Origin of the sequence: Nocardioides sp., assembly GCF_030150155.1 — a bacterium.
Lineage (GTDB): Bacteria > Actinomycetota > Actinomycetes > Propionibacteriales > Nocardioidaceae > Nocardioides.
Window position 1 is genome coordinate 13,686 of sequence record NZ_JASLGR010000047.1, and the last position, 18,049, is coordinate 31,734.

At 70.3% G+C, this 18,049-nt stretch carries 13 protein-coding genes; 4 read left to right on the forward strand and 9 right to left on the reverse strand.

Annotated features, from left to right (window positions below; genetic code table 11):
• Positions 1 to 7: 7 nt before the first annotated feature.
• From Q1V88_RS15185 to Q1V88_RS15195, 3 genes are all read right to left on the reverse strand, one after another.
• On the reverse strand, positions 8 to 1,435 hold the full coding sequence (locus Q1V88_RS15185; RefSeq protein ID WP_300682136.1) for a DUF5719 family protein: 1,428 nt from the start codon (positions 1,433 to 1,435) through the stop codon (positions 8 to 10).
• Positions 1,432 to 4,320 carry a glycosyltransferase family 2 protein gene (locus Q1V88_RS15190; RefSeq protein WP_300682137.1) on the reverse strand — a complete coding sequence of 963 codons (2,889 nt, stop codon included), beginning with the start codon at positions 4,318 to 4,320 and terminating at the stop codon, positions 1,432 to 1,434. The genes Q1V88_RS15185 and Q1V88_RS15190 overlap by 4 nt, the downstream gene beginning before the upstream one ends.
• Before the next feature lie 94 nt (positions 4,321 to 4,414).
• Positions 4,415 to 4,669, reverse strand: a complete 255-nt coding sequence (locus Q1V88_RS15195) for a WhiB family transcriptional regulator (protein WP_300682138.1) — start codon at positions 4,667 to 4,669, stop codon at positions 4,415 to 4,417.
• Positions 4,670 to 4,933: 264 nt separating this feature from the next.
• On the opposite strand from Q1V88_RS15195, the gene cofD reads away from it, so the two are divergent.
• The 3 genes from cofD to Q1V88_RS15210 are packed head-to-tail and all read left to right on the forward strand — an operon-like array spanning position 4,934 to position 7,812.
• Positions 4,934 to 5,977, forward strand: a complete 1,044-nt coding sequence (gene cofD / locus Q1V88_RS15200) for a 2-phospho-L-lactate transferase (RefSeq protein WP_300682139.1) — start codon at positions 4,934 to 4,936, stop codon at positions 5,975 to 5,977.
• On the forward strand, positions 5,977 to 6,951 hold the full coding sequence (gene cofE, locus Q1V88_RS15205) for a coenzyme F420-0:L-glutamate ligase (protein WP_300682140.1): 975 nt from the start codon (positions 5,977 to 5,979) through the stop codon (positions 6,949 to 6,951). The genes cofD and cofE overlap by 1 nt, the downstream gene beginning before the upstream one ends.
• Before the next feature lie 57 nt (positions 6,952 to 7,008).
• Positions 7,009 to 7,812: a DUF3105 domain-containing protein gene (locus Q1V88_RS15210; protein WP_300682141.1), complete on the forward strand. Its 804-nt coding sequence runs from the start codon at positions 7,009 to 7,011 to the stop codon at positions 7,810 to 7,812.
• Positions 7,813 to 7,910: 98 nt separating this feature from the next.
• Here the strand turns inward: Q1V88_RS15210 and Q1V88_RS15215 are convergent, their stop codons facing one another.
• On the reverse strand, positions 7,911 to 9,011 hold the full coding sequence (locus tag Q1V88_RS15215) for a sugar phosphate nucleotidyltransferase (protein ID WP_300682142.1): 1,101 nt from the start codon (positions 9,009 to 9,011) through the stop codon (positions 7,911 to 7,913).
• 69 nt (positions 9,012 to 9,080) lie between these two features.
• On the opposite strand from Q1V88_RS15215, the gene Q1V88_RS15220 reads away from it, so the two are divergent.
• Complete coding sequence (locus tag Q1V88_RS15220; RefSeq protein ID WP_300682143.1) at positions 9,081 to 9,803, forward strand: TIGR03089 family protein; 723 nt, start codon at positions 9,081 to 9,083, stop codon at positions 9,801 to 9,803.
• Here Q1V88_RS15220 and Q1V88_RS15225 read toward each other — a convergent pair.
• The 5 genes from Q1V88_RS15225 to glf form a co-directional block, all read right to left on the reverse strand.
• Positions 9,800 to 12,814, reverse strand: coding sequence for an FG-GAP-like repeat-containing protein (locus Q1V88_RS15225; RefSeq protein WP_300682144.1), 3,015 nt, complete (start codon positions 12,812 to 12,814; stop codon positions 9,800 to 9,802). The two genes, Q1V88_RS15220 and Q1V88_RS15225, sit on opposite strands and share 4 nt — an antisense overlap.
• A 265-nt stretch (positions 12,815 to 13,079) precedes the next feature.
• On the reverse strand, positions 13,080 to 13,859 hold the full coding sequence (locus Q1V88_RS15230; RefSeq protein ID WP_300682145.1) for an ABC transporter ATP-binding protein: 780 nt from the start codon (positions 13,857 to 13,859) through the stop codon (positions 13,080 to 13,082).
• A complete protein-coding gene (locus Q1V88_RS15235; RefSeq protein WP_300682146.1) occupies positions 13,859 to 14,764 on the reverse strand; it encodes an ABC transporter permease in 906 nt (301 codons plus the stop codon). The genes Q1V88_RS15230 and Q1V88_RS15235 overlap by 1 nt, the downstream gene beginning before the upstream one ends.
• Before the next feature lie 8 nt (positions 14,765 to 14,772).
• Complete coding sequence (locus Q1V88_RS15240; RefSeq protein WP_300682147.1) at positions 14,773 to 16,821, reverse strand: glycosyltransferase; 2,049 nt, start codon at positions 16,819 to 16,821, stop codon at positions 14,773 to 14,775.
• The gene (gene glf, locus Q1V88_RS15245) at positions 16,818 to 18,026 is read right to left on the reverse strand and encodes a UDP-galactopyranose mutase (protein ID WP_300682148.1); all 1,209 of its coding nucleotides are present in this window, start codon (positions 18,024 to 18,026) and stop codon (positions 16,818 to 16,820) included. The genes Q1V88_RS15240 and glf overlap by 4 nt, the downstream gene beginning before the upstream one ends.
• Positions 18,027 to 18,049 lie beyond the last annotated feature (23 nt).

The following is an 18,049-nucleotide window of genomic DNA, read 5'->3' on the forward strand; positions in this document are numbered from 1 at the left end:
GGACCGCTCAAGGGCCGAAGGAGACCGCCGGCACCGCACCGGAACGCTGCAGGGTGCGCAGCCGCAGGACCGCCGCCCCCTTCGCGCCCCCGGTGCCGGTGATCAGCACCGCGCCACTCACCCCGGTCCGCTCCGGTGTGACCTCGACTGAGCGCACCCCGCCGGGCAGGGTCAGCACCGACGCCTTCTTCGGGGTCAGCGAGACCCGCTGCGAGATCAGCTGCGTGCCGTCGGCACCGCGGCCCACCACCGTGGCCACGCCGAGGGCGTCAGCACCGGCCAGGACCAGCTTCTTCGCGCCGGCGGGCACCAGCAGGGTGGTCGCCTCCGAGACCGTCTCGCCCGGCACCAGGAAGCTCAGGTCGCCGTCGACGACCGAGCGCAGCGAACTGGTCACCGGCGCACTGGCATCGATCTCCACACCGACGGCGTCGCCGCCCTTGTCGGCGCGCAGCACCGCGTCCAGGGCGGTGCTCACCACCGTGTGCGGCGCCACCGAGATGGTCGTGAGACCGTCGGGGGCGAACGTCGAGTCGGCGGTGATCAGCTTCACCGTGGCGGTGACCTGGTCCTCACCCGGGTTCGCGATCACCAGGCTGTGCCGACCCGACCCCGACTGCAGGCCGAGCAGCCGACTGGTCGCTGCGGGCGCGACCTGCGGGGCCAGCCACTCCTCGGTGGTGGTCCCCCCGGTCAGGCGCTCCCCCCGATCCCGTACGGCGACACCGACCTGTCCCCGCACGACGCTGACGTGCAGCGCCATCACGCCGGTGCGCGGCACCAGGGCGCCCAGGTCGAGCTGGACCGACCTGCGTGAGTCGACGGCGACGCCCCGCAGCGCGGGGACCGAGAGCAGGCCCTCGTCGCTGAGCACCTCGATGTCGGCGATCGCGGGACCCTGGTTGGGGTTGACCAGCTCGATCACCGACGCCTGGGTGGGGCCGGCACCGACGCCGGTGAACCACTGGTCGCCCAGCGGCTGGGTGCAGTCCCAGGCGGTCAGGTGCGTCTGGGTGGTCACCGAGCCGAGCAGGCCAGGGGCGACGTCGCCGGTGGCACCGACCACGACCGGGGCCGTGTCGGCGGAGCGGGTCAGCACCCGCTGCCCGGTGAGCGCGACCTTCGTCGGGGCGCTGCGGCTCCCGCTGGGCTGCTGCGCCACCTGCGGGGCCCGGGTGAGGGTGCCCGCGCCGGTGGTGCCGGCGTCGGTGGCCGAGCCGAGCGCGAGCGTGGCCGCCCCCGAGGCCTTCGCCGAGAGCGCGCCGGGGCAGATCACCTCCGCAGAGGTCAGGGCCGCGCTGGAGGGCGCGGTGGTGAGGATCTGCGGTGCGTCGGGCCGGGTCAGCGCGAGCGCCCCAGCGATCACCAGCGGCAGCGCCGCGGTCAGGACGACGGTGGCGTCCAGGCGGCGCCCGCCGTGACGTGAGCGGTTCATCGGCTCCTCCTCGCCACGCTCGGCGCAGCCATCACGACGACCACCGCCAGGCCGATCCCGGCGATCACCAGCAGCGTCCAGCGCAGCCAGTCGAACGGCCCGTCCAGAGCGACAGCCGAGGGCTCGGTGTCGAGCTGCCAGGCGCGGGTCGTGCGCGACTCCGTGCTGGCCTGGGAGAGGCCACCGGTGGCGTCGATGGTGGCGGCCACGGTCGCGTCGGCGGGGGCGGGCGCGACGACGTACTGGATGCCGTTGGCGGCCAGGCTGGTCACGGTGGCCTCGTCAGGACGCGACACGAAGGTCTGGATCAGGCGGGCGAACGCCGCCGGGGGCTTACTCAGTGCCAGCACCTCGTCCTGGCCCAGGGTGACGCCCTCACCGCGGACCACCTCGTAGCGCACCCCGTCCTCGACCGAGCCCCGCAACACCAGGATGCCGTGCGCGGCGCCCTTCTGGGAGTCCTCCAGCATGTACCCCGGCAGCACCCGGCTGACGGTGTCACCGAGGGCGCCGTGGCCTCCCACGGCAGCCCAGCCGAGACCTCCGAGGACCGGGACGACGGCAACCAGGGCGACCAGACCCGCCAGCACCCGGCGCTCGCCGCGCAGGCCACCGGCCATCGCGCCACCGAGCGCCCCCTGGGTGCCGACCACGATCGCTACGATCGCGCAGCCCTGCAGCAGCACCATCGGGAAGCCGGTGCCGACCGGAGCGGCCTGCGCACCGAAGTGGAGCACGACGAAGGAGAGCAGCAGAGCGACCACCGCGGCGATCACCCCGACCAGCCAGCAGACCAGCACCGGGATCCGGGTGCGGGCCGGGATCAGGGCGAGCAGGGCGAGCACCGGGAGCACCAGGCCCAGCCACCACGGGGCGCCCAGGTCGGTGATCCGGCCCAGGGCCAGGTGCCAGCCGTCGACGGCGTGGGCCGGCGGTCGGCCGGCGTCGAGCAGCAGCGAGACGCCCGCGCCGTGGCGCAGCGCCGAGACCCACCACGGGGCGAGCAGCACCACGGGGACGGCCATCGCGATCGCGGGCGGGCCCCACAGTGTGCGCTCGGGACGGAGCCGGAGCAGCACCAGGGCGACGGCCACCACGACGACGGCGAGCAGCACACAGACCAGCCAGGCGGTCGGGGTGAAGGCGACGATCAGGGTGAGCAGCAGGCCGGTGCGCCAGGCCGCGCGCCAGCGTCGCTCGGCGGTCGGGTCGGCGAAGCCGAGAGCGGCATGGGCCAGCCAGGGCAGCAGCGCGCTGGCCACCACGGGACCGAGCCGGCCGTCGCTCCAGGCACCGGAGACCAGGGGCACCGCGGCCCACGCGAGCGAGCCCCACAGGATCAGCCAGCGCGACGCGCCGCGAATGGAGAGTAGGCGCCCGACCACCCGCATCAGGCGCCAGGCGCCCCACAGTGCGAGCAGCGGGGAGACGATCAGCACGACGCTGACCGCGGCGGCAGGCTTGCCGCCGAGGACCGTGGCCAGCAGCGTCAGCGGGCCGAGGTACGGCGACGCCGGGACGCCGGTGCCCTGGCCGAGCTTGTGCCAGGAGTCCACCAGCAGGCTCCACCACGAGCCCACCCCGCTCGGGGCGGGGCTCAGCCCGCCGCCCACAGCGGTCCCCCACGCCGTACGGGTGGCGATCAGCAGGACGACGACCCCGAGACCGAGCAGCACGGCGATCGGGTTGGTCAGGAAGCGGGCCACCACGCCGGTGTCGCGCAGCATCGCGTCCTCGTCGTCGAGGTCGCTGGTCTCGCCCGCGGTGGAGTGGTGCCGGGCGGCGAAGGAGGCGGGATCGGCCTCGGCCGCGGCGATCCGACGGCGTTCAGCGACGTCGGCGGCTTGGTGAGTCAGGGCCGAGGCGAGGTCGCCGACGGCGTCGAGGCCGTGCCGGTAGGGCAGCCACCAGGGCGCCAGCAGCGCCCTGACCTGTCCCGGTGGCACCGCGTCGAGCTGTCGTCGGGCCCGGCGGGCGGCATGCACCGGACCGGGGCGGAGGTAGATCGAGACCAGGGCGGCGAGCTCGTCGAGCGCCTGCGGGACCTGGCGGACCAGGATCAGCCCGAGCACCCGCAGCAGCGAGCCGAACAGCGTCCGGACCAGCTGGAAGGGCAGCGAGCGTGCCCGGGAGTTGGCCAGCAGCGTGTAGAGCGCCGCGCGGCGCTCCTGGTAGTGCGGATGGCGCCCGGTCAGGGCGGTGCGCCGCAGGCCGCGGTGGGCGGCCTCGGCATGGAAGACGACGGCCTGGGGCACGATCATCGTGGTCAGTCCGGCCCGCGCAGCACGCCAGCCGAGGTCGATGTCGTTGCCGAAGATCGGCAGCTGCGGGTCTAGTCCACCCAGGGTGTCCAGGGCGCTGCGCCGGATCAGCATGCCGGCGGTGTTGACCGCCAGCACGGTGCGGATCTCGTCGTGCTGACCCTGGTCGTACTCGCCGCGCTCCAGACCGGTCTCGCGGCGGCCGGTGCCGGAGATGGTGACGCCGAGCTCCAGCAGACCGCGCAGCGAGGGCCACTCGCGCAGCTTGGGACCGACGATGTCGACCTCGGGGAACTCCTCGGTGGCGATCATCAGGGTCTCCAGCGCCGCCGGGTCCGGGGTGGAGTCGTCGTGCAGCAGCCAGAGCCACTCGATGTCGTCGTGGAGCTGGGCGCGGGCGTGCTCGATCGCCGCCGGGTAGGAGGTGGTCGAGCTCAGCACCTCGACCTGGCCGTAGGCGTCGCGCAGCAGATCGGCGCTGCCGTCGAGGGATCCGGTGTCCACGGCGACCAGCTGGTCGGGGGCCCGGCGTTGCGCCGCGATCCCCTCCATCACGGTCGACAGCCAGCGTGCTCCGTCATGACTGACGAGCACCAGTGCTACGCGCCCCCCGGTCTGCTCCACGAGGCACGACCCTAGCCCGGTGGACCACACCCCAGAAATGCGAAGACCCCCGGCGGGGCCGGGGGTCGTCACATCGCGTCACATCGCGTGGTGGTCAGACTGCGCGCTTCTTCAGCTTGCGGCGCTCCCTCTCGGAGAGACCGCCCCAGATTCCGAAACGTTCGTCATTCATCAGTGCCGACTCGAGGCAGTCGTCACGGACATCGCAGGTCTGGCAGACCTTCTTCGCCTCGCGGGTCGAGCCGCCCTTCTCAGGGAAGAACGCCTCGGGATCGGTCTGCGCGCACAGGGCACGCTCCTGCCAGTTGCCTTCCTCGGCGTCAGGTCCGAGGAGAAACAGCTCTCTCATCGTTCATTCGCCCTTTCGACCCGTGCGTGTTGGCAGCCCTGGGTGGACTCCCGGAAAGCCCCTGAACCCGCCCCTTCTCATCGTGCCGAGAAAGTGTGGATCAGGGAGAACAACACAGGCGCAATTACATGCCTGTCGTTCCGCCAAGTCAAGCCCGAGGTCTGCTACAGCATCACGCAAGCCCGAGGGCTGTGACGAAGGCGATCCCGACGCCTCCCCCGACCACCCCGCATGTTGGGTACGGGCTCGGGGGAGGATATGGCAATGAGTTCGACGCTGCGTTCCCTCACTGTCCTGTCCGGCGGTGTCGGTGGTGCCCGCTTCCTCCGCGGCCTGCTGCACGGCATCGCGTCAGGGTCCCTGCCCGGTGTCGCCCCCGACGCGCAGGTCACGGTGATCGCCAACACCAGCGACGACCTGTGGCTGCACGGCCTCAAGATCTGTCCCGACCTCGACACCGTGATGTACACCCTCGGCGACGGCATCGACCCCGAGCGCGGCTGGGGCCGGCGCGAGGAGACCTGGCACGTCAACGAGGAGCTGAGCGCCTACGGGATCGAGAACACCTGGTTCGGCCTGGGCGACCGCGACGTGGCCACCCACCTGGTGCGCACCCAGATGGTCGAGGCGGGCTACCCGCTCTCCGACGTCACCCGAGCCCTCTCCCGGCGCTGGCTGGAGCCGACGTACGGCGACCGGCTCACGCTCCTGCCGATGACCGACGACCGCACCGAGACCCACGTCGTCATCGCCGACGCCGAGTCCCCCAGTGGCAAGCGGGTGATCCACTTCCAGGAGTACTGGATCCGGCTGCGTGCCTCGGTCCCGGCCGAGACCCTTCTCTTCGTCGGCCTCGACGAGGCCACCCCGGCGCCGGGCGTGACCGACGCGATCACCGGGGCCGACCTGGTGATCGTGCCGCCCTCGAACCCGATCGTCTCGGTCGGCACCATCCTCGGCGTGCCCGGGATCCGGGAGGTGCTGCGCGCCACCACCGCCCGCGTCGTCGGCCTCTCCCCCATCATCAAGGGCCACCACGTGCACGGCATGGCCGAGCAGATGCTCACCTCGGCCGGTGTCGAGGTCAGCGCCGCCGGGGTCGGCGGGCTCTACGGCGCCCGCGCCCACGGCGGCGTGCTGGACGCCTGGCTGGTCGACAGCGCCGACGCCGACGCCGTCGAGCCGCTGAGCGCCGCCGGACTGCCCACCGTCGCCGTGCCGCTCCTGATGAGCGACCTGGACGCCACCGCCGCGATGGCCGCTGCCGCGATCACCGCCGTCACCTCCGGCCCCGGGCAGGCGCACTGATGCTGACCGTCTGGGCCCCGGCCGGGGTCGGCGAGATCGCCGCGGGCGACGACCTGGCCGCCACCCTCCTCGCCGCTGTCGCGGCCGACGGGGGCGCACTGCGCGAGGGCGACATCGTGGTGATCACCTCGAAGGTGGTGAGCAAGGCCGAGGGCCTTCAGCGCCATGCCACCCGCGACGAGGCGCTGCCGGGCCAGACCCGCCGGATCGTGGCCCGACGCGGCCCCACCCGGATCGTGCGCAACCTGCTCGGCCTGACGATGGCCGCGGCCGGGATCGACGCCTCCAACGTCGAGGCCGGCACCATCCTGGTGCTGCCCACCGACCCCGACGCCACCGCCCGCGCGGTGCGCGCCGCCCTCCAGGCCGCGACCGGCCTCACCCTCGGCGTGATCATCACCGACACCGCCGGCCGGGCCTGGCGCGACGGCCAGACCGACATCGCGATCGGGGCGGCCGGGCTGACGGTGCTGGAGAGCTTCGCCGGGGTCGAGGACGCCTACGGCAACCCGCTGGTGGTAACCGCCCCGGCCGTCGCCGACGAGCTGGCCTCGGCCGCCGAGCTGGGCCAGGGCAAGCTCGGCGCGCGACCGTTCGCGGTGATCAGCGGCCGCGCCGACCTGGTCCTGCCCGCCGATCAGGACGGCACCGGGGCCGGGGCGCTGATCCGGGCCGAGGGGTCCGACCTGTTCGGCTACGGCGCCCGCGAGGCCGTCGTACGGGCACTGAAGGGTGACCCCGCCGACCGGCTCCCGTTCGGTGCGCCCTCGCCGGCAGCGGACCTGATCGAGGCGCTGGCCGAGCTCGGCGTCGCCGCCGATCCCAGCGCCGTCGGGGCCGACGGCGAGACCGTCGAGCTGGCCCTCGCCGCGGGCACCGACACCGACCGTCTGGCGCCGCTGTTCTTCGCGTTCGGCTGGAAAGTCGACACATTCACAGACGCTTGTCCCCACGTCTCACCGCAAACTCCGTAGACTCTGCCCGTCCTGCACCGTGCAGCACTGACGCACCACCACAGCGAGGAAAGCCCCGTGGCCAAGAAGACCGCCGCCCAGAATTCACGTCGGGCGGTTATCGACGACATCCGCAAGAAGCAGTCGAATGCCGACAAGCGACGCGGGCTGACCATCATCGTTCCGCTGATCCTGGTCGCCGTGCTGATCGTGGTCGCCGCCGCCTACCGGCCGGTCAAGGACTGGTGGGACGAGCGCCAGTTCGCCGACACCAACCTCGCCTCGATCGGTGCACCGGCCTCCTCGTGCACCGACATCACCACCAAGGCCGCTGAAGGCAACCAGCAGCACGTCGCGACCGGCACCACGGTGACCTACACGACCGCCCCGCCGGCCTTCGGCGCGCACTGGAACGAAGCCGGCGTCGCCCCCGTCGCGATGGCGAAGAAGTTCTACGCCTGGGACGAGCGGCCCCAGCTCGAGGCCCTGGTGCACAACCTGGAGCACGGCTACACGATCGTCTGGTACGACGAGACAGTGAACAAGAACAGCTCCGAGCTGACCCAGCTGCGCGCCATCGCGGCCAAGTTCCCCGGTGAGTCCAACTGGCGCTACAAGTTCAAGATCGTGCCGTGGTACACCTCGCAGGGCAACCTGCCCAAGGACATGACGCAGACCGACACCGCGCACGCGGGCGGCGCGACCTTCCCCCAGGGCCAGCACATCGCGATCACGCACTGGTCGGCCGGCGGCACGGCGACGACCGACACCTCCAAGCAGCTCGGCGTCTTCCAGTACTGCTCCAAGATCTCCGGCGCCGCGCTGAAGACGTTCATGGAGAAGTACCCGTACGTCGACTCCCCCGAGCCCAACGCGATGTGATCGCACCGATCACGCGCAGCAGCTGATCAGCACCTGATCTCCCTGTTCCACACGACGAAGGGCCGACCCCCTGGGGTCGGCCCTTCGTCGTCCGTGGCTCAGGTGAGCTCGGGCTTGCCGTCCTTCTGCAGCCCGGCGACGAGCTGCTTGACCTGCTGGGCGTGCGCCCGGGTGGTGACCAGGACGGCGTCCTCGGTGTCGACCACGACGATGTCCTCCAGCCCGACCACGGCGATGGTGCGACCGCTGTTGGGCACCACCAGGCCGCTGGAGTCAATCGAGCGGACCAGGGCGGCGTCGCCCAGCACGGTGGGGCCCTCGTTGTCCACGGTCAGCGCCGCGTCGAGCAGGGTGGCCAGCGAGTCGAAGTCGCCGACGTCGTCCCAGCCGAAGCCGGCCGTCACCATCACGACCCGGCCCGCGGCAGCGGCGGGCTCGGCCACGGCGGTGTCGAGCGGCTCCTTGGGCAGCGTCGGCCAGATCTGGGCGACCTGGTCGGGCTTGGCCGCGATCCGGCGCAGGTTGGCCACGAACGCCGGGTCCTGCTCGGCCAGCAGGTCGAGCAGGACGCTCGGCCTGACCACGAACATGCCGGCGTTCCACTTGTAGCCGCCGTGGTCGAGGTAGCCCTGGGCGACCTCCACCGACGGCTTCTCCACGAACTGGTCGACCCGGCGCGTGGCCGGGTAGCCCTCGAGCTCGTCGACGGCATGGATGTAGCCGTACGCCGAGGAGGCGAAGGTCGGCTGGATGCCGATCGTGACGAGCCAGCCGTCGCGGGCGACCTGCACCGCCTCGCGCACCGCCTCGGTGAACTTCTTGGCCCGGGTGATCACGTGGTCGGCGGCGAAGGAGCCCATCACGGCGTCGGGGTCCTGGTTCTCCAGCACCGCGGCGGCCCAGCCGATCGCGGCCATCGAGTCCCGCGGCGTCGGCTCGGCCAGGATCCGTCCGGCCAGCGCCGGGAGCTGGTCGAGCACCGCCTCGGCGTGGGCGTGGCCGGTGACCACCAGGAAGCGGTCGTCGACCAGGGGCTCGAGCCGGTCGAAGGTCTCCTGGAGCAGGGACCTGCCCGAGCCGGTCAGGTCGCGCAGGAACTTCGGCGCCGTCTGCCGCGACAGCGGCCACAGCCGGGTGCCGGCCCCGCCTGCGGGGATGACGGCATAGAAGTTGTCGATGTTGAGCTTGCCGATCGCCATAGCCATGAGGGTAGGGCAGCACGGTGGTGCGGGTCCGCCGGACCAGCAGGTGGCGGGGAGAATGGTGGCGTGACGACCTCCACCTTCGCCGGCGTGCTCGCCGCCCGCCTCCGAACCGATCCCGGCCAGCCGCTGGTGACCTTCTACGACGAGGCCACCGGGGAGCGGGTCGAGCTCTCCACCACGACGTGGGCCAACTGGGTGGCCAAGGTCAGCTCGCTGCTGATCGACGAGCTCGGTGCCGAGCGCGGCCAGCGGCTGCGGATCGACCTGCCACCGCACTGGCTGGGCACCGTCTTCCTCGGCGCCGCCCTCAACACCGGCCTGGTCCTGGTCGACGACGACCGGCCCGACGTCGTGGTGACCGGCCCCGACACGGTGGCCGACTGGGCCCCTTCGGCCGGCACGATCACGGTGCTGGCCTGTTCGCTGCGGCCGCTGGGCGTCCGGTTCGCCGAGCCGTTGCCGGCCGGCGTACTCGATGTCGGGGTGGAGGTGTGGAGCCAGCCCGACGCGTTCATCGCACTGGACCCGCCGGGGCCCTCGGATCCGGCGGTGGAGCTCGCCGGGTCGGATCTGACCCAGGCACAGCTATGGGAGGCGGCCGTGGCTTCCCCTGCACACGGCCGCCTCCTGTCGGAGACGAATCCGGCTTCCCCACCGGGGATCGTCTCCCTTACCGGGCCACTCGCGAAGGGTGGCTCGGTCGTCCTGGTCGCTCATGCCGATCCCGACCGGCTCGACCTCATCGCTGAGACCGAGCGGGTCACGGACCGCTTCCTCATGCCTTAGCCGGCCAGGTCGTAGCCCTTGAATCCGTAGCCCATCACCCGGCGCGGGCTCAGGGTTCCGTCGCTCTTGCCACGCAGCGAGTACAGCGTGCCCGCACCGTCGCGGACGACCAGGTCGGAGTGGCCGCTGCCGGCCAGCGGTCCGACGCCGATCACCCAGTCGTAGGCGCCCATGCCGGTGGAGACCACCTTGGGGCTGCTCAGGCCGCCCGGCCCGTTGCCCTTGTAGAGCAGCAGCGAGCTGCCGTTGCGGACCAGCACGTCGGGCGCCTTGTCGGCGTCCCACGCCCCGCCGGGGACCTGGGCCGACCCGGCGATCCGGTTGTAGACCGCGTAGCTGGTCGACACCCCGGTCTTGCCGTTGCCCGGGAAGAGCCGCATCCCGCTGGCGTTCTGCGCCATCAGGTCGGCGTTGCCGTCTCCGGTCATGTCGCCGACGGCGGAGATCATCGTGTAGCCGGCGAAGTTGCCCAGCAGGTAGGCGCCGGAGAAGGTGCCGGCACCGTTGCCCAGCGTCAGGTAGAGCTTGCCGTCGGTAGTGCGGTACAGGACGTCGCCCTTGCCGTCGCGGTTCCAGTCCCCGGCGTTGAGCACGAGGTTGGCCTTGGCGAGGTTGAGGTTGGTCACCACCGGGGTGCCGAGGTCGGTCGCGGTGGTCTTCTTCAGCAGGTGCAGGTTGCCGTTGGTCACGGTGAGGATGTCGGGGCTGCCGCCGCCGACGACCTGGGTGGCACCGCTGATCGGACCCTCGGTCTTGAACCCGGCGTACGGGCCGAGGTTGCCACTGAAGCCGGTGCCGCCGTTGCCGAGGCGGACATAGCCCTTCTTGGTCGAGGCCGAGCGGTAGATCACGTCCGCCCTGCCGTCGAAGTTGAAGTCGGCCACGGCCAGCGAGGTGGCACCCTGCCAGCCACCGCCCAGGCTGCGCTTCTTGCCGAAGGTGCCGTGGCCGTTGCCCGGCAGCCAGGAGAGGTTGCCCTTGGTGTCACGCACGACGAGGTCGACGCGCTTGTCGCCGTTGATGTCGCCGGCGCCGATCCAGTTGAACGCCTTGAAGCTGCGCTTGTCGATCCGGCCCTGGCGGAAGCCGCCCTTGCCGGTGCCGAGCAGCAGCACCAGCCGGCCGGTCTTCGCGTCGCGGGCGGCCAGGTCGTTCTTCCGGTCACCGTTGACGTCGCCGAGCGGGATGATCAGGTTGCGACCGCGGGCGGCCTTCGTCTTGTACGCCGCCTTGCCGAACGCCCCGGCACCGTTGCCCGGCCGCAGGGCCAGGTCGCCGGCCCCGTTCCAGGCCACCACGTCGGCCTTGCCGTCGCCGTTGAGGTCGGGCGAGAGCACGAAGGAGCTCTTCTTGCCGCCGAAGGTGGACACGGTCCCGGAGAAGCCGGAGACGCCGTTGGTCGGGATGATCACGCCGCGCTTGTCGCTGCTGCGTCGGGCGATGATGTCGGGGTAGGAGCTGCCGACCAGGTTGGCGTTGCGGGCAGCGAAGGCCCACCCCTTCTGCAGCGCGGCGGTGGCGCGCCGGATGTCGGGGATGCGGGCGTAGAGGTACTTGCCCGGGCAGGCGGTCGACTTGGTGTCGCGGTGCCCCATGATCGGGCTGGAGAAGGTCCGGCCGCTGATCTTGGCGCTGGTCGCCGAGGCCGAGATGCCGTGCAGCGACAGCTTCCAGGCGAACAGGGCGGCGTACGCGCCGATGATCTCCTGGGAGGGCTGGGCGATGTCGTAGTTGCCGATCGCGCTCATCGCGAACGAGTCGTTGTTGTAGTTCTCGGTGTGCGCGCCGACGACCGGGCGGCTGACGCCGCCGTAGCGGCCCTCCCAGATCCGACCGAAGCGGTCGACCAGGAAGTTGTAGCCGATGTCGCGCCAGCCCTTCGACTTCACGTGGTAGGCGTAGATGCTGCGGATGATGCCCGGCACCTCGGCGGCGGTGTAGTCGTTCGCGTTGACGGTGTGGTGCACGAAGGCGCCGTGGATGGTGCCGTACGACGGCGCGGTCTGTTCGCGGATCTTCTCGTCGGCACCCCACTGGGCGCGGCTGTAGATGTACGGCTTGGCCACCGAGGTGGCGGCCAGGTCGAGGGCGTCGTCGGTGGTGGCGCCCTCGAGGGCGTCGGCGACGGCGGCGCTGTCGGTCGGGTCGGTGTCGGCGGCGGCCAGGCTGAGCCCGTCGGCGCTGCCGGTGCTGGTGTCGGTGTGGGCAGCCGCACCGTTGGCGGTGCCGGTGGAGTCGACCAGGTTGCCCGAGGCGTCGGGGGCGGCGTCGGGCACGGTCGGCAGGTCGTTGGTGTTGATCTGCGGGCTCTGCTTGGCCGAGGAGGTGGCCTTGCCCGGGTCGATCACGGCCAGGGTCATGTCCTGGGGGACCTGGCCCTGGGTGATCTCGGCCTTCACCTGGACCTGGTCGACGTGGCCGACCAGGGCCTCGTCGGTGCCGGGGCGGGCGGTGCGGGCCTCGGCCGAGCCGGTGTCGGGGCCGTGGTCGTCGTGGTAGTCCAGGTCGGACCAGGCGCCCCAGGTGCCGCCGGTGTTGGTCCGGATCTGGAGGGCGATGTCGTCCTCGGAGAGGTTCTGGCCGCGCTCCCAGGTCACGCCGACGGTGCCGAAGCCGGTGACGTCCTGCGGGTCGCTGACGATCGTGGTGGTGCCGGTCTTGGTGTCGGCGACCGTGGTGGCGCGGAGCTTCTCCGAGCCGGCCAGGTAGACGGCGCTGCGCGCAGCGTCTCCCCCGCTGGTGGCCAGCGCGGGGCGCTGCCCGGCGGCCGGGGCGGTCAGCGGGATCTCCCGCACGATCGGGTCGACCTCGCCGGTGGGGACCTCGGAGGCCTGGTCGGCGACCGACTCGTAGGCGGCCAGGGCGGTCGCCACCGAGCCGTCGTCACCGGACTGACCGGCCGAGGGGTGGTCGCGGACCACGTCCAAAGAGACCACGTTGGCGGCCGGGACGAGGGCGGCGAAGACCGCACCGATGACCAGGATCTGCTGGGTACCGGCGACGAATCGCAACTTCTGAGGGTGCATCACAAACGCTCCAGGTGTGCGGGGAAGAGTCACACAAGGCCTCAACTTTCACACCCGTCACACCCCTTTGGGAAGGGTCCGTGAGTAACTACAACGTTGCAATTTCCATTCGACACGCCGCAAAATCGCAGATTAAAGTAAAATTACAAGCGTGTAATTCGCACAGAAAGGCCCCTGGCCCCTCCCGAAGGAGGGGCCAGGGGCCTGCTGCTGGGTGCCGCTGTGCCGCGGCGGAGGAGCGCTGCGGGGCCTAGACGTCGGCGCCCAGCTCGTTGTCGACGGCCGCGGTGCCCTTGACCGCCAGGTCCTCCTCGTAGCCGACGTAGCGGATGCCGCCCTCGGTCGGACCGTCGTAGCCCATCACGCCCTTCTCCAGGACGATCACGCGGTCACACATCCGGGCGACCGAGGCGGCGGCGTGGCTGACGTAGACCAGGGTGACGCCGGAGTTGCGGATCTCCTCCATCTTGGCCAGGCACTTCTTCTTGAACGGCTTGTCCCCCACCGCCAGCACCTCGTCGGCAAGGAAGATGTCGCCGTCGACGTGCACCGCGACGGAGAAGCCCAGCCGGGAGTTCATCCCCGAGGAGTAGGTGCCGACCGGCGCGTCGATGAACTTGCCGATGTCGGCGAACTCGACGATCTGCTCCAGCTTGCGCTGGGTCTCCTTCTGGCTCATCCCCATGATGGCGGCGTTGAGAAAGATGTTCTCCCGCCCCGACAGCTGCGGATGGAAGCCGGCACCGGTGGCGATCAGGCCGGCGATCCGGCCGCGGGTGAGCACCTCGCCCGAGTCGGGCCGCATGGTGCCGTTGATCAGCTTCAGCAGGGTCGACTTGCCCGAGCCGTTGAGCCCCATCAGGCCGACGGACTCGCCCTGCTCGATCTCGAAGGAGACGTCGTTGACGGCGGTGAAGGTGTCGCTGATCTGCTGGCCGCGCAGCATCGCGACCGTCATCTGCTTGAAGGTCTTGTGGTAGCGCAGGGTGAAGTTCTTGGTCGCGTGATCGACCTTGATCGCTGTAGCCATCAGAGTCGCTCCGGGATCCGCTTCTCGAACTTGCTGAACACCAACTGCCCGATCAGCAGCAGCACCAGGCTGCTGCCCAACGCGATGAAGCCGCGCCCGATGAAGTGGTCCGGCATCATCGCCAGATGCTTGTTGCGCGCGTCATGGCCGGTGGTGGTCCAGAACGCGCGTTGCATGAAGAGCACCGCCATCGCGATCGGATCGGCGAGGTACAGGTTGACCAGCCAGTTCGGCAGGTGGGCCTGGACCATCTCGTAGGAGTAGACCATCGGCACGCCCCAACGGACGTAGTTGGTGATGATCCCGACGAAGCTGCCGAAGTCGCGGAAGAAGACGTTGGCCACGCTGAACAGCAGCGCGAGCGCGGTGCCGAGCACCATCGCCAAGGCGATCGCGAAGCCGAGGCCGACCACGGTCATCATGTCCGGGTGCCAGCCTGAGAAGAGGCAGACGATCACCATGATTACGACCTGCGGGCCGACGTGCACCAGCGAGACCAGCATCGCCGCCACCGGGAACATCTCCCGTGGCAGCGCCATCTTCGTCATCAGCGGCTTGTTCCGCACGATCGAGCGTGTCCCGGCACCGAAGGTCTCGGTGAAGAAGTGCACGATGATCAGGCCCGCGAAGACGTGGATCGGGTAGTTCGGGATGTTCCCGTGGGCACCCATGATCTTGCCCATGATGAACCAGTAGATGAAGAACTGGCTGAGGGGGTTGATGTAGGACCAGATGAAGCCCAGCGCGGAGCCCTCGTAGCGGGCCGCGAGCTCGCGCTCGACCAGCAGCTTGAGCAGGTAACGCCGTCGGAAGACCTCCAACAGCCCCTGGGTGGCCGAGGGCGGCGTGAGCTCACCTTCGACGACCCTCACCTGGCGGGGAACCGCCGGCGCAACGTCACTCATGACCTGATCTAGGCCTCTCCCCCGGTGCTGTGGCCGGCCGTGCCAGCCTCACCGGACTCGTCGGTCTCGAGCCAGGGCCTGAACGTCTCCGTCCACGCCTCCGGCGACGTGATGTCCTTCAAGGCTGCACGGTACTGGGCGGCCAAGGCCGGCCACTCGCGGCGGTACCGCTCGTGGATCACCAGGGTGCGCTTGAGCAGGTCGCGGTAGCGCTCCGGGTCGCGCTTGTAGAGCGCCGCCGAGCTGCCGTCGTTCATCGACACGATCGCCGAGTCGAAGCCAGCGAGCTTGTACCACTTGGCGTCGATCGCGGGGATCTCCGCCTCGGGGAACTCCTCGGCCATCGCACGGGTCGGGCGGAACTGGCGCAGGGGCGCCATCACGGCCGCGATCAGCTGCTCGCGCCGACGCGGCACCGCCGAGATGGCGGCGTCCTTCTTGCGCGGTTTGGCCCGGCGCACCGGCGGGAGGTCCTCGCGGTCGGGGATCAGGCGGGCGTCGCTGAACTGCTTGCGGAAGGCGTTGACCTCACCCAGGCGGGTGGGCAGCATCGCGTGCAGGTGCTCGGGCCCGGCCAGCACGTCCTCCATCGCCTGAAGCCGCAGCTCCGCGGTGGAGTACTGCATCGCGACCAGGTGGGCGATCTGGTTGTTGCGGCTCTCGCGCAGCACCCGTCCGCCCTTGGGGAAGACCGAGTGCAGCAGCGCCGCGATCAACCGGTTGCGGTGGTGGAAGTAGGCCTGCCAGTCCAGGGCGTCGTTCTTGTCCGACCACGGCACGTGCCAGACCGCGGTGCCCGGCAGGGTCACCGTCGGGAAGCCGGCCTCCTTGGCCCGCAGGCCGTACTCGGAGTCGTCCCACTTGATGAAGAGCGGCAGCGACAGGCCGATCTCCTTCATCACGCTCAGCGGGATCATGCAGGAGAACCAGCCGTTGAAGTCGACGTCCCAACGCTTGTGCAGCCAGCGCGCCGACCGGATGTTGCGGGTGGAGAAGTCCCAGGCGCCGTAGGCGTCACCGGGGGTCAGCCACCAGAACCGCCAGGGCTGGACGATCTCACCGAAGCTGTGCAGGCGCGAGCGTGAATAGATGTTGAACATCATCCCGCCCACGATGGTGGGGCGCCGGGCCAGGTCGCCGAAGATCACCTGGCGGATGACGGCCTCGGGCTCGCACACGACGTCGTCGTCCATCAGCAGGACGTTGGTCGCGGTGCCCTTGTTCAGGGACTCCAGCTGGCCGCGGGCGTAGCCGCCCGAGCCGCCCAGGTTGCCCTGCTCGATCATCCGGAGCTTGTCGCCCAGCGCCTCGACGGCGGCGGGGAACTCCGGGCTGTCCTTGACCAGCTTGGTGCCCTGCTCCATCACGAAGACGGTGTCGAGGTACGGCGCCAGGTCGGCGTCACCGAGCTGCTGGAGCAGCTTGGCGCAGAACTCGGGGCGGTTCATCGTGGTGATCGCGAGGTCGGTGGTGCCGTGCTCGGCACGCTCGGCCGGGACCTCGGCGGTCCACTGCGCCGACACCACGGCCGGCTCCTCGCCCGCGACGACGTCGTACCAGTACCAGCCGCCGTCGACGAACGGACCGAGCGAGAGGTCGAAGGTGTAGGTGTTCTCCCCCGCCTCGGAGACGATCGCCTCGACGCGCTGGCTGTTGCCGTTGGCCAGGGACTTGTAGACGATGACGTGCGCGTCCGCGCCGGCGACGGTGACCGCCAGGGTGACCTCCTCGACGATCGTCCACCGACGCCAGTACGACGCCGCCAGCGCGTTGAAGAAGGAGCCGAACGAGACGGTCTGGCCCGACAGCACCTTGAAGTGGGTGCGGTCCACGACCTGCTCGGGCTGGACCCGGCGACCGGTGCCCGAGCCCTGCCGGATCTGCGCGTTGTGCACGGCGCGGGCGGCGGGGTCGCCGCCGACGACGTACTTGTCCTCATCGAGGTTGGCGTCCTCGAGGTCGACGTAGAGCGCCATCACGTCCATGTCGCGGTCCAGCGGCATGATCTGGCGCTGGAGCAGGCGGGTCGCGGTCTGGGTGGTGCTGAGGGAAGTCACTCTGCGATTCCTCCCGACGCGAAGGTCGCGCCGTCGGTGAAGTGGGGCTTGATCTTGTTATCGAACATCGACAGGGCCGAGCCGATCGCCATGTGCATGTCGAGGTACTGGTAGGTGCCCAGGCGGCCGCCGAAGAGGACCATCGGCTCCTTCTTGGCGAGGTCGCGGTACTTCAGCAGCTTCTCGCGGTCCTCGGCGGTGTTGATCGGGTAGTACGGCTCGTCGCCCTCCTCGGCGAAGCGGCTGTACTCGTGCACCACGATCGTCTTGCCCGGGGTGTAGGTGCGCTCGGGGTGGAGGTGCTTGAACTCCAGCACCCGGGTGAAGGGCAGCTCGGCGTCGTTGGCGTTGACCACGCCGGTGCCCTGGAAGTCGTCGACGTCGAGCGTCTCGGCCTTGAGGTCGATGGTGCGCCACGACAGCCGGCCCTCGGCGTTCTCGAAGTACTCGTCGACCGGGCCGGTGTAGACGACGGGGACCTTGCCCTTGTACTCGTCGGCGACGGCGAGGAAGTCGACGCCGAGGCGGACCTCGATGTTCTCGTGCTCGGCCATCTTGTTCAGCCAGGCGGTGTAGCCGTCGACCGGCAGACCCTCGAAGGTGTCGTTGAAGTAGCGGTTGTCGAACGTGTACCGGACCGGCAGGCGCGTGATGATGTCGGCGCTCAGCTCGGTCGGGTCGGTCTGCCACTGCTTGGCGGTGTAGCCCTTGACGAACGCCTCGTAGAGCGGGCGGCCGATCAGGCTGATCGCCTTCTCCTCGAGGTTCTTCGCGTCGGCGGTCGCGATCTCGCTGGCCTGCTCGGCGATCAGGGCGCGCGCCTCGTCGGGGGTGTGGGACTTACCGAAGAACTGGTTGATCAGCCCCAGGTTCATCGGGAACGAGTAGACCTGGCCCTGGTACTTGGCGAAGACCCGGTGCTGGTAATTCGTGAACGCGGTGAACCGGTTGACGTACTCCCAGACCCGCTTGTTCGAGGTGTGGAACAGGTGGGTGCCGTACTTGTGCACCTCGATGCCGGTCTCGGCGTCGAACTCGGAGTAGGCGTTGCCACCGATGTGGTCACGCCGCTCCAGGACGAGCACCTTCAGACCGAGCTCGTTGGCGGCTCGCTCGGCGATGGTGAGGCCGAAGAATCCCGAGCCCACGACGACGAGGTCGGGCTGGCTCTGAGGGGCAGATGGAGCGGCAGGTACGGTCGACACAATCGGTCAGTCTACGAAAGGCC

Excerpts from the sequence above, each read along its gene's own strand:
- Q1V88_RS15185 (WP_300682136.1), bottom strand. The coding sequence starts at position 1,435 with ATGAACCGCTCACGTCACGGCGGGCGCCGCCTGGACGCCACCGTCGTC.
- Q1V88_RS15195 (WP_300682138.1), bottom strand. The coding sequence starts at position 4,669 with ATGAGAGAGCTGTTTCTCCTCGGACCTGACGCCGAGGAAGGCAACTGG.
- cofD (WP_300682139.1), top strand. The coding sequence starts at position 4,934 with ATGAGTTCGACGCTGCGTTCCCTCACTGTCCTGTCCGGCGGTGTCGGT.
- cofE (WP_300682140.1), top strand. The coding sequence starts at position 5,977 with ATGCTGACCGTCTGGGCCCCGGCCGGGGTCGGCGAGATCGCCGCGGGC.
- Q1V88_RS15215 (WP_300682142.1), bottom strand. The coding sequence starts at position 9,011 with ATGGCGATCGGCAAGCTCAACATCGACAACTTCTATGCCGTCATCCCC.
- Q1V88_RS15230 (WP_300682145.1), bottom strand. The coding sequence starts at position 13,859 with ATGGCTACAGCGATCAAGGTCGATCACGCGACCAAGAACTTCACCCTG.
- Q1V88_RS15235 (WP_300682146.1), bottom strand. The coding sequence starts at position 14,764 with ATGAGTGACGTTGCGCCGGCGGTTCCCCGCCAGGTGAGGGTCGTCGAA.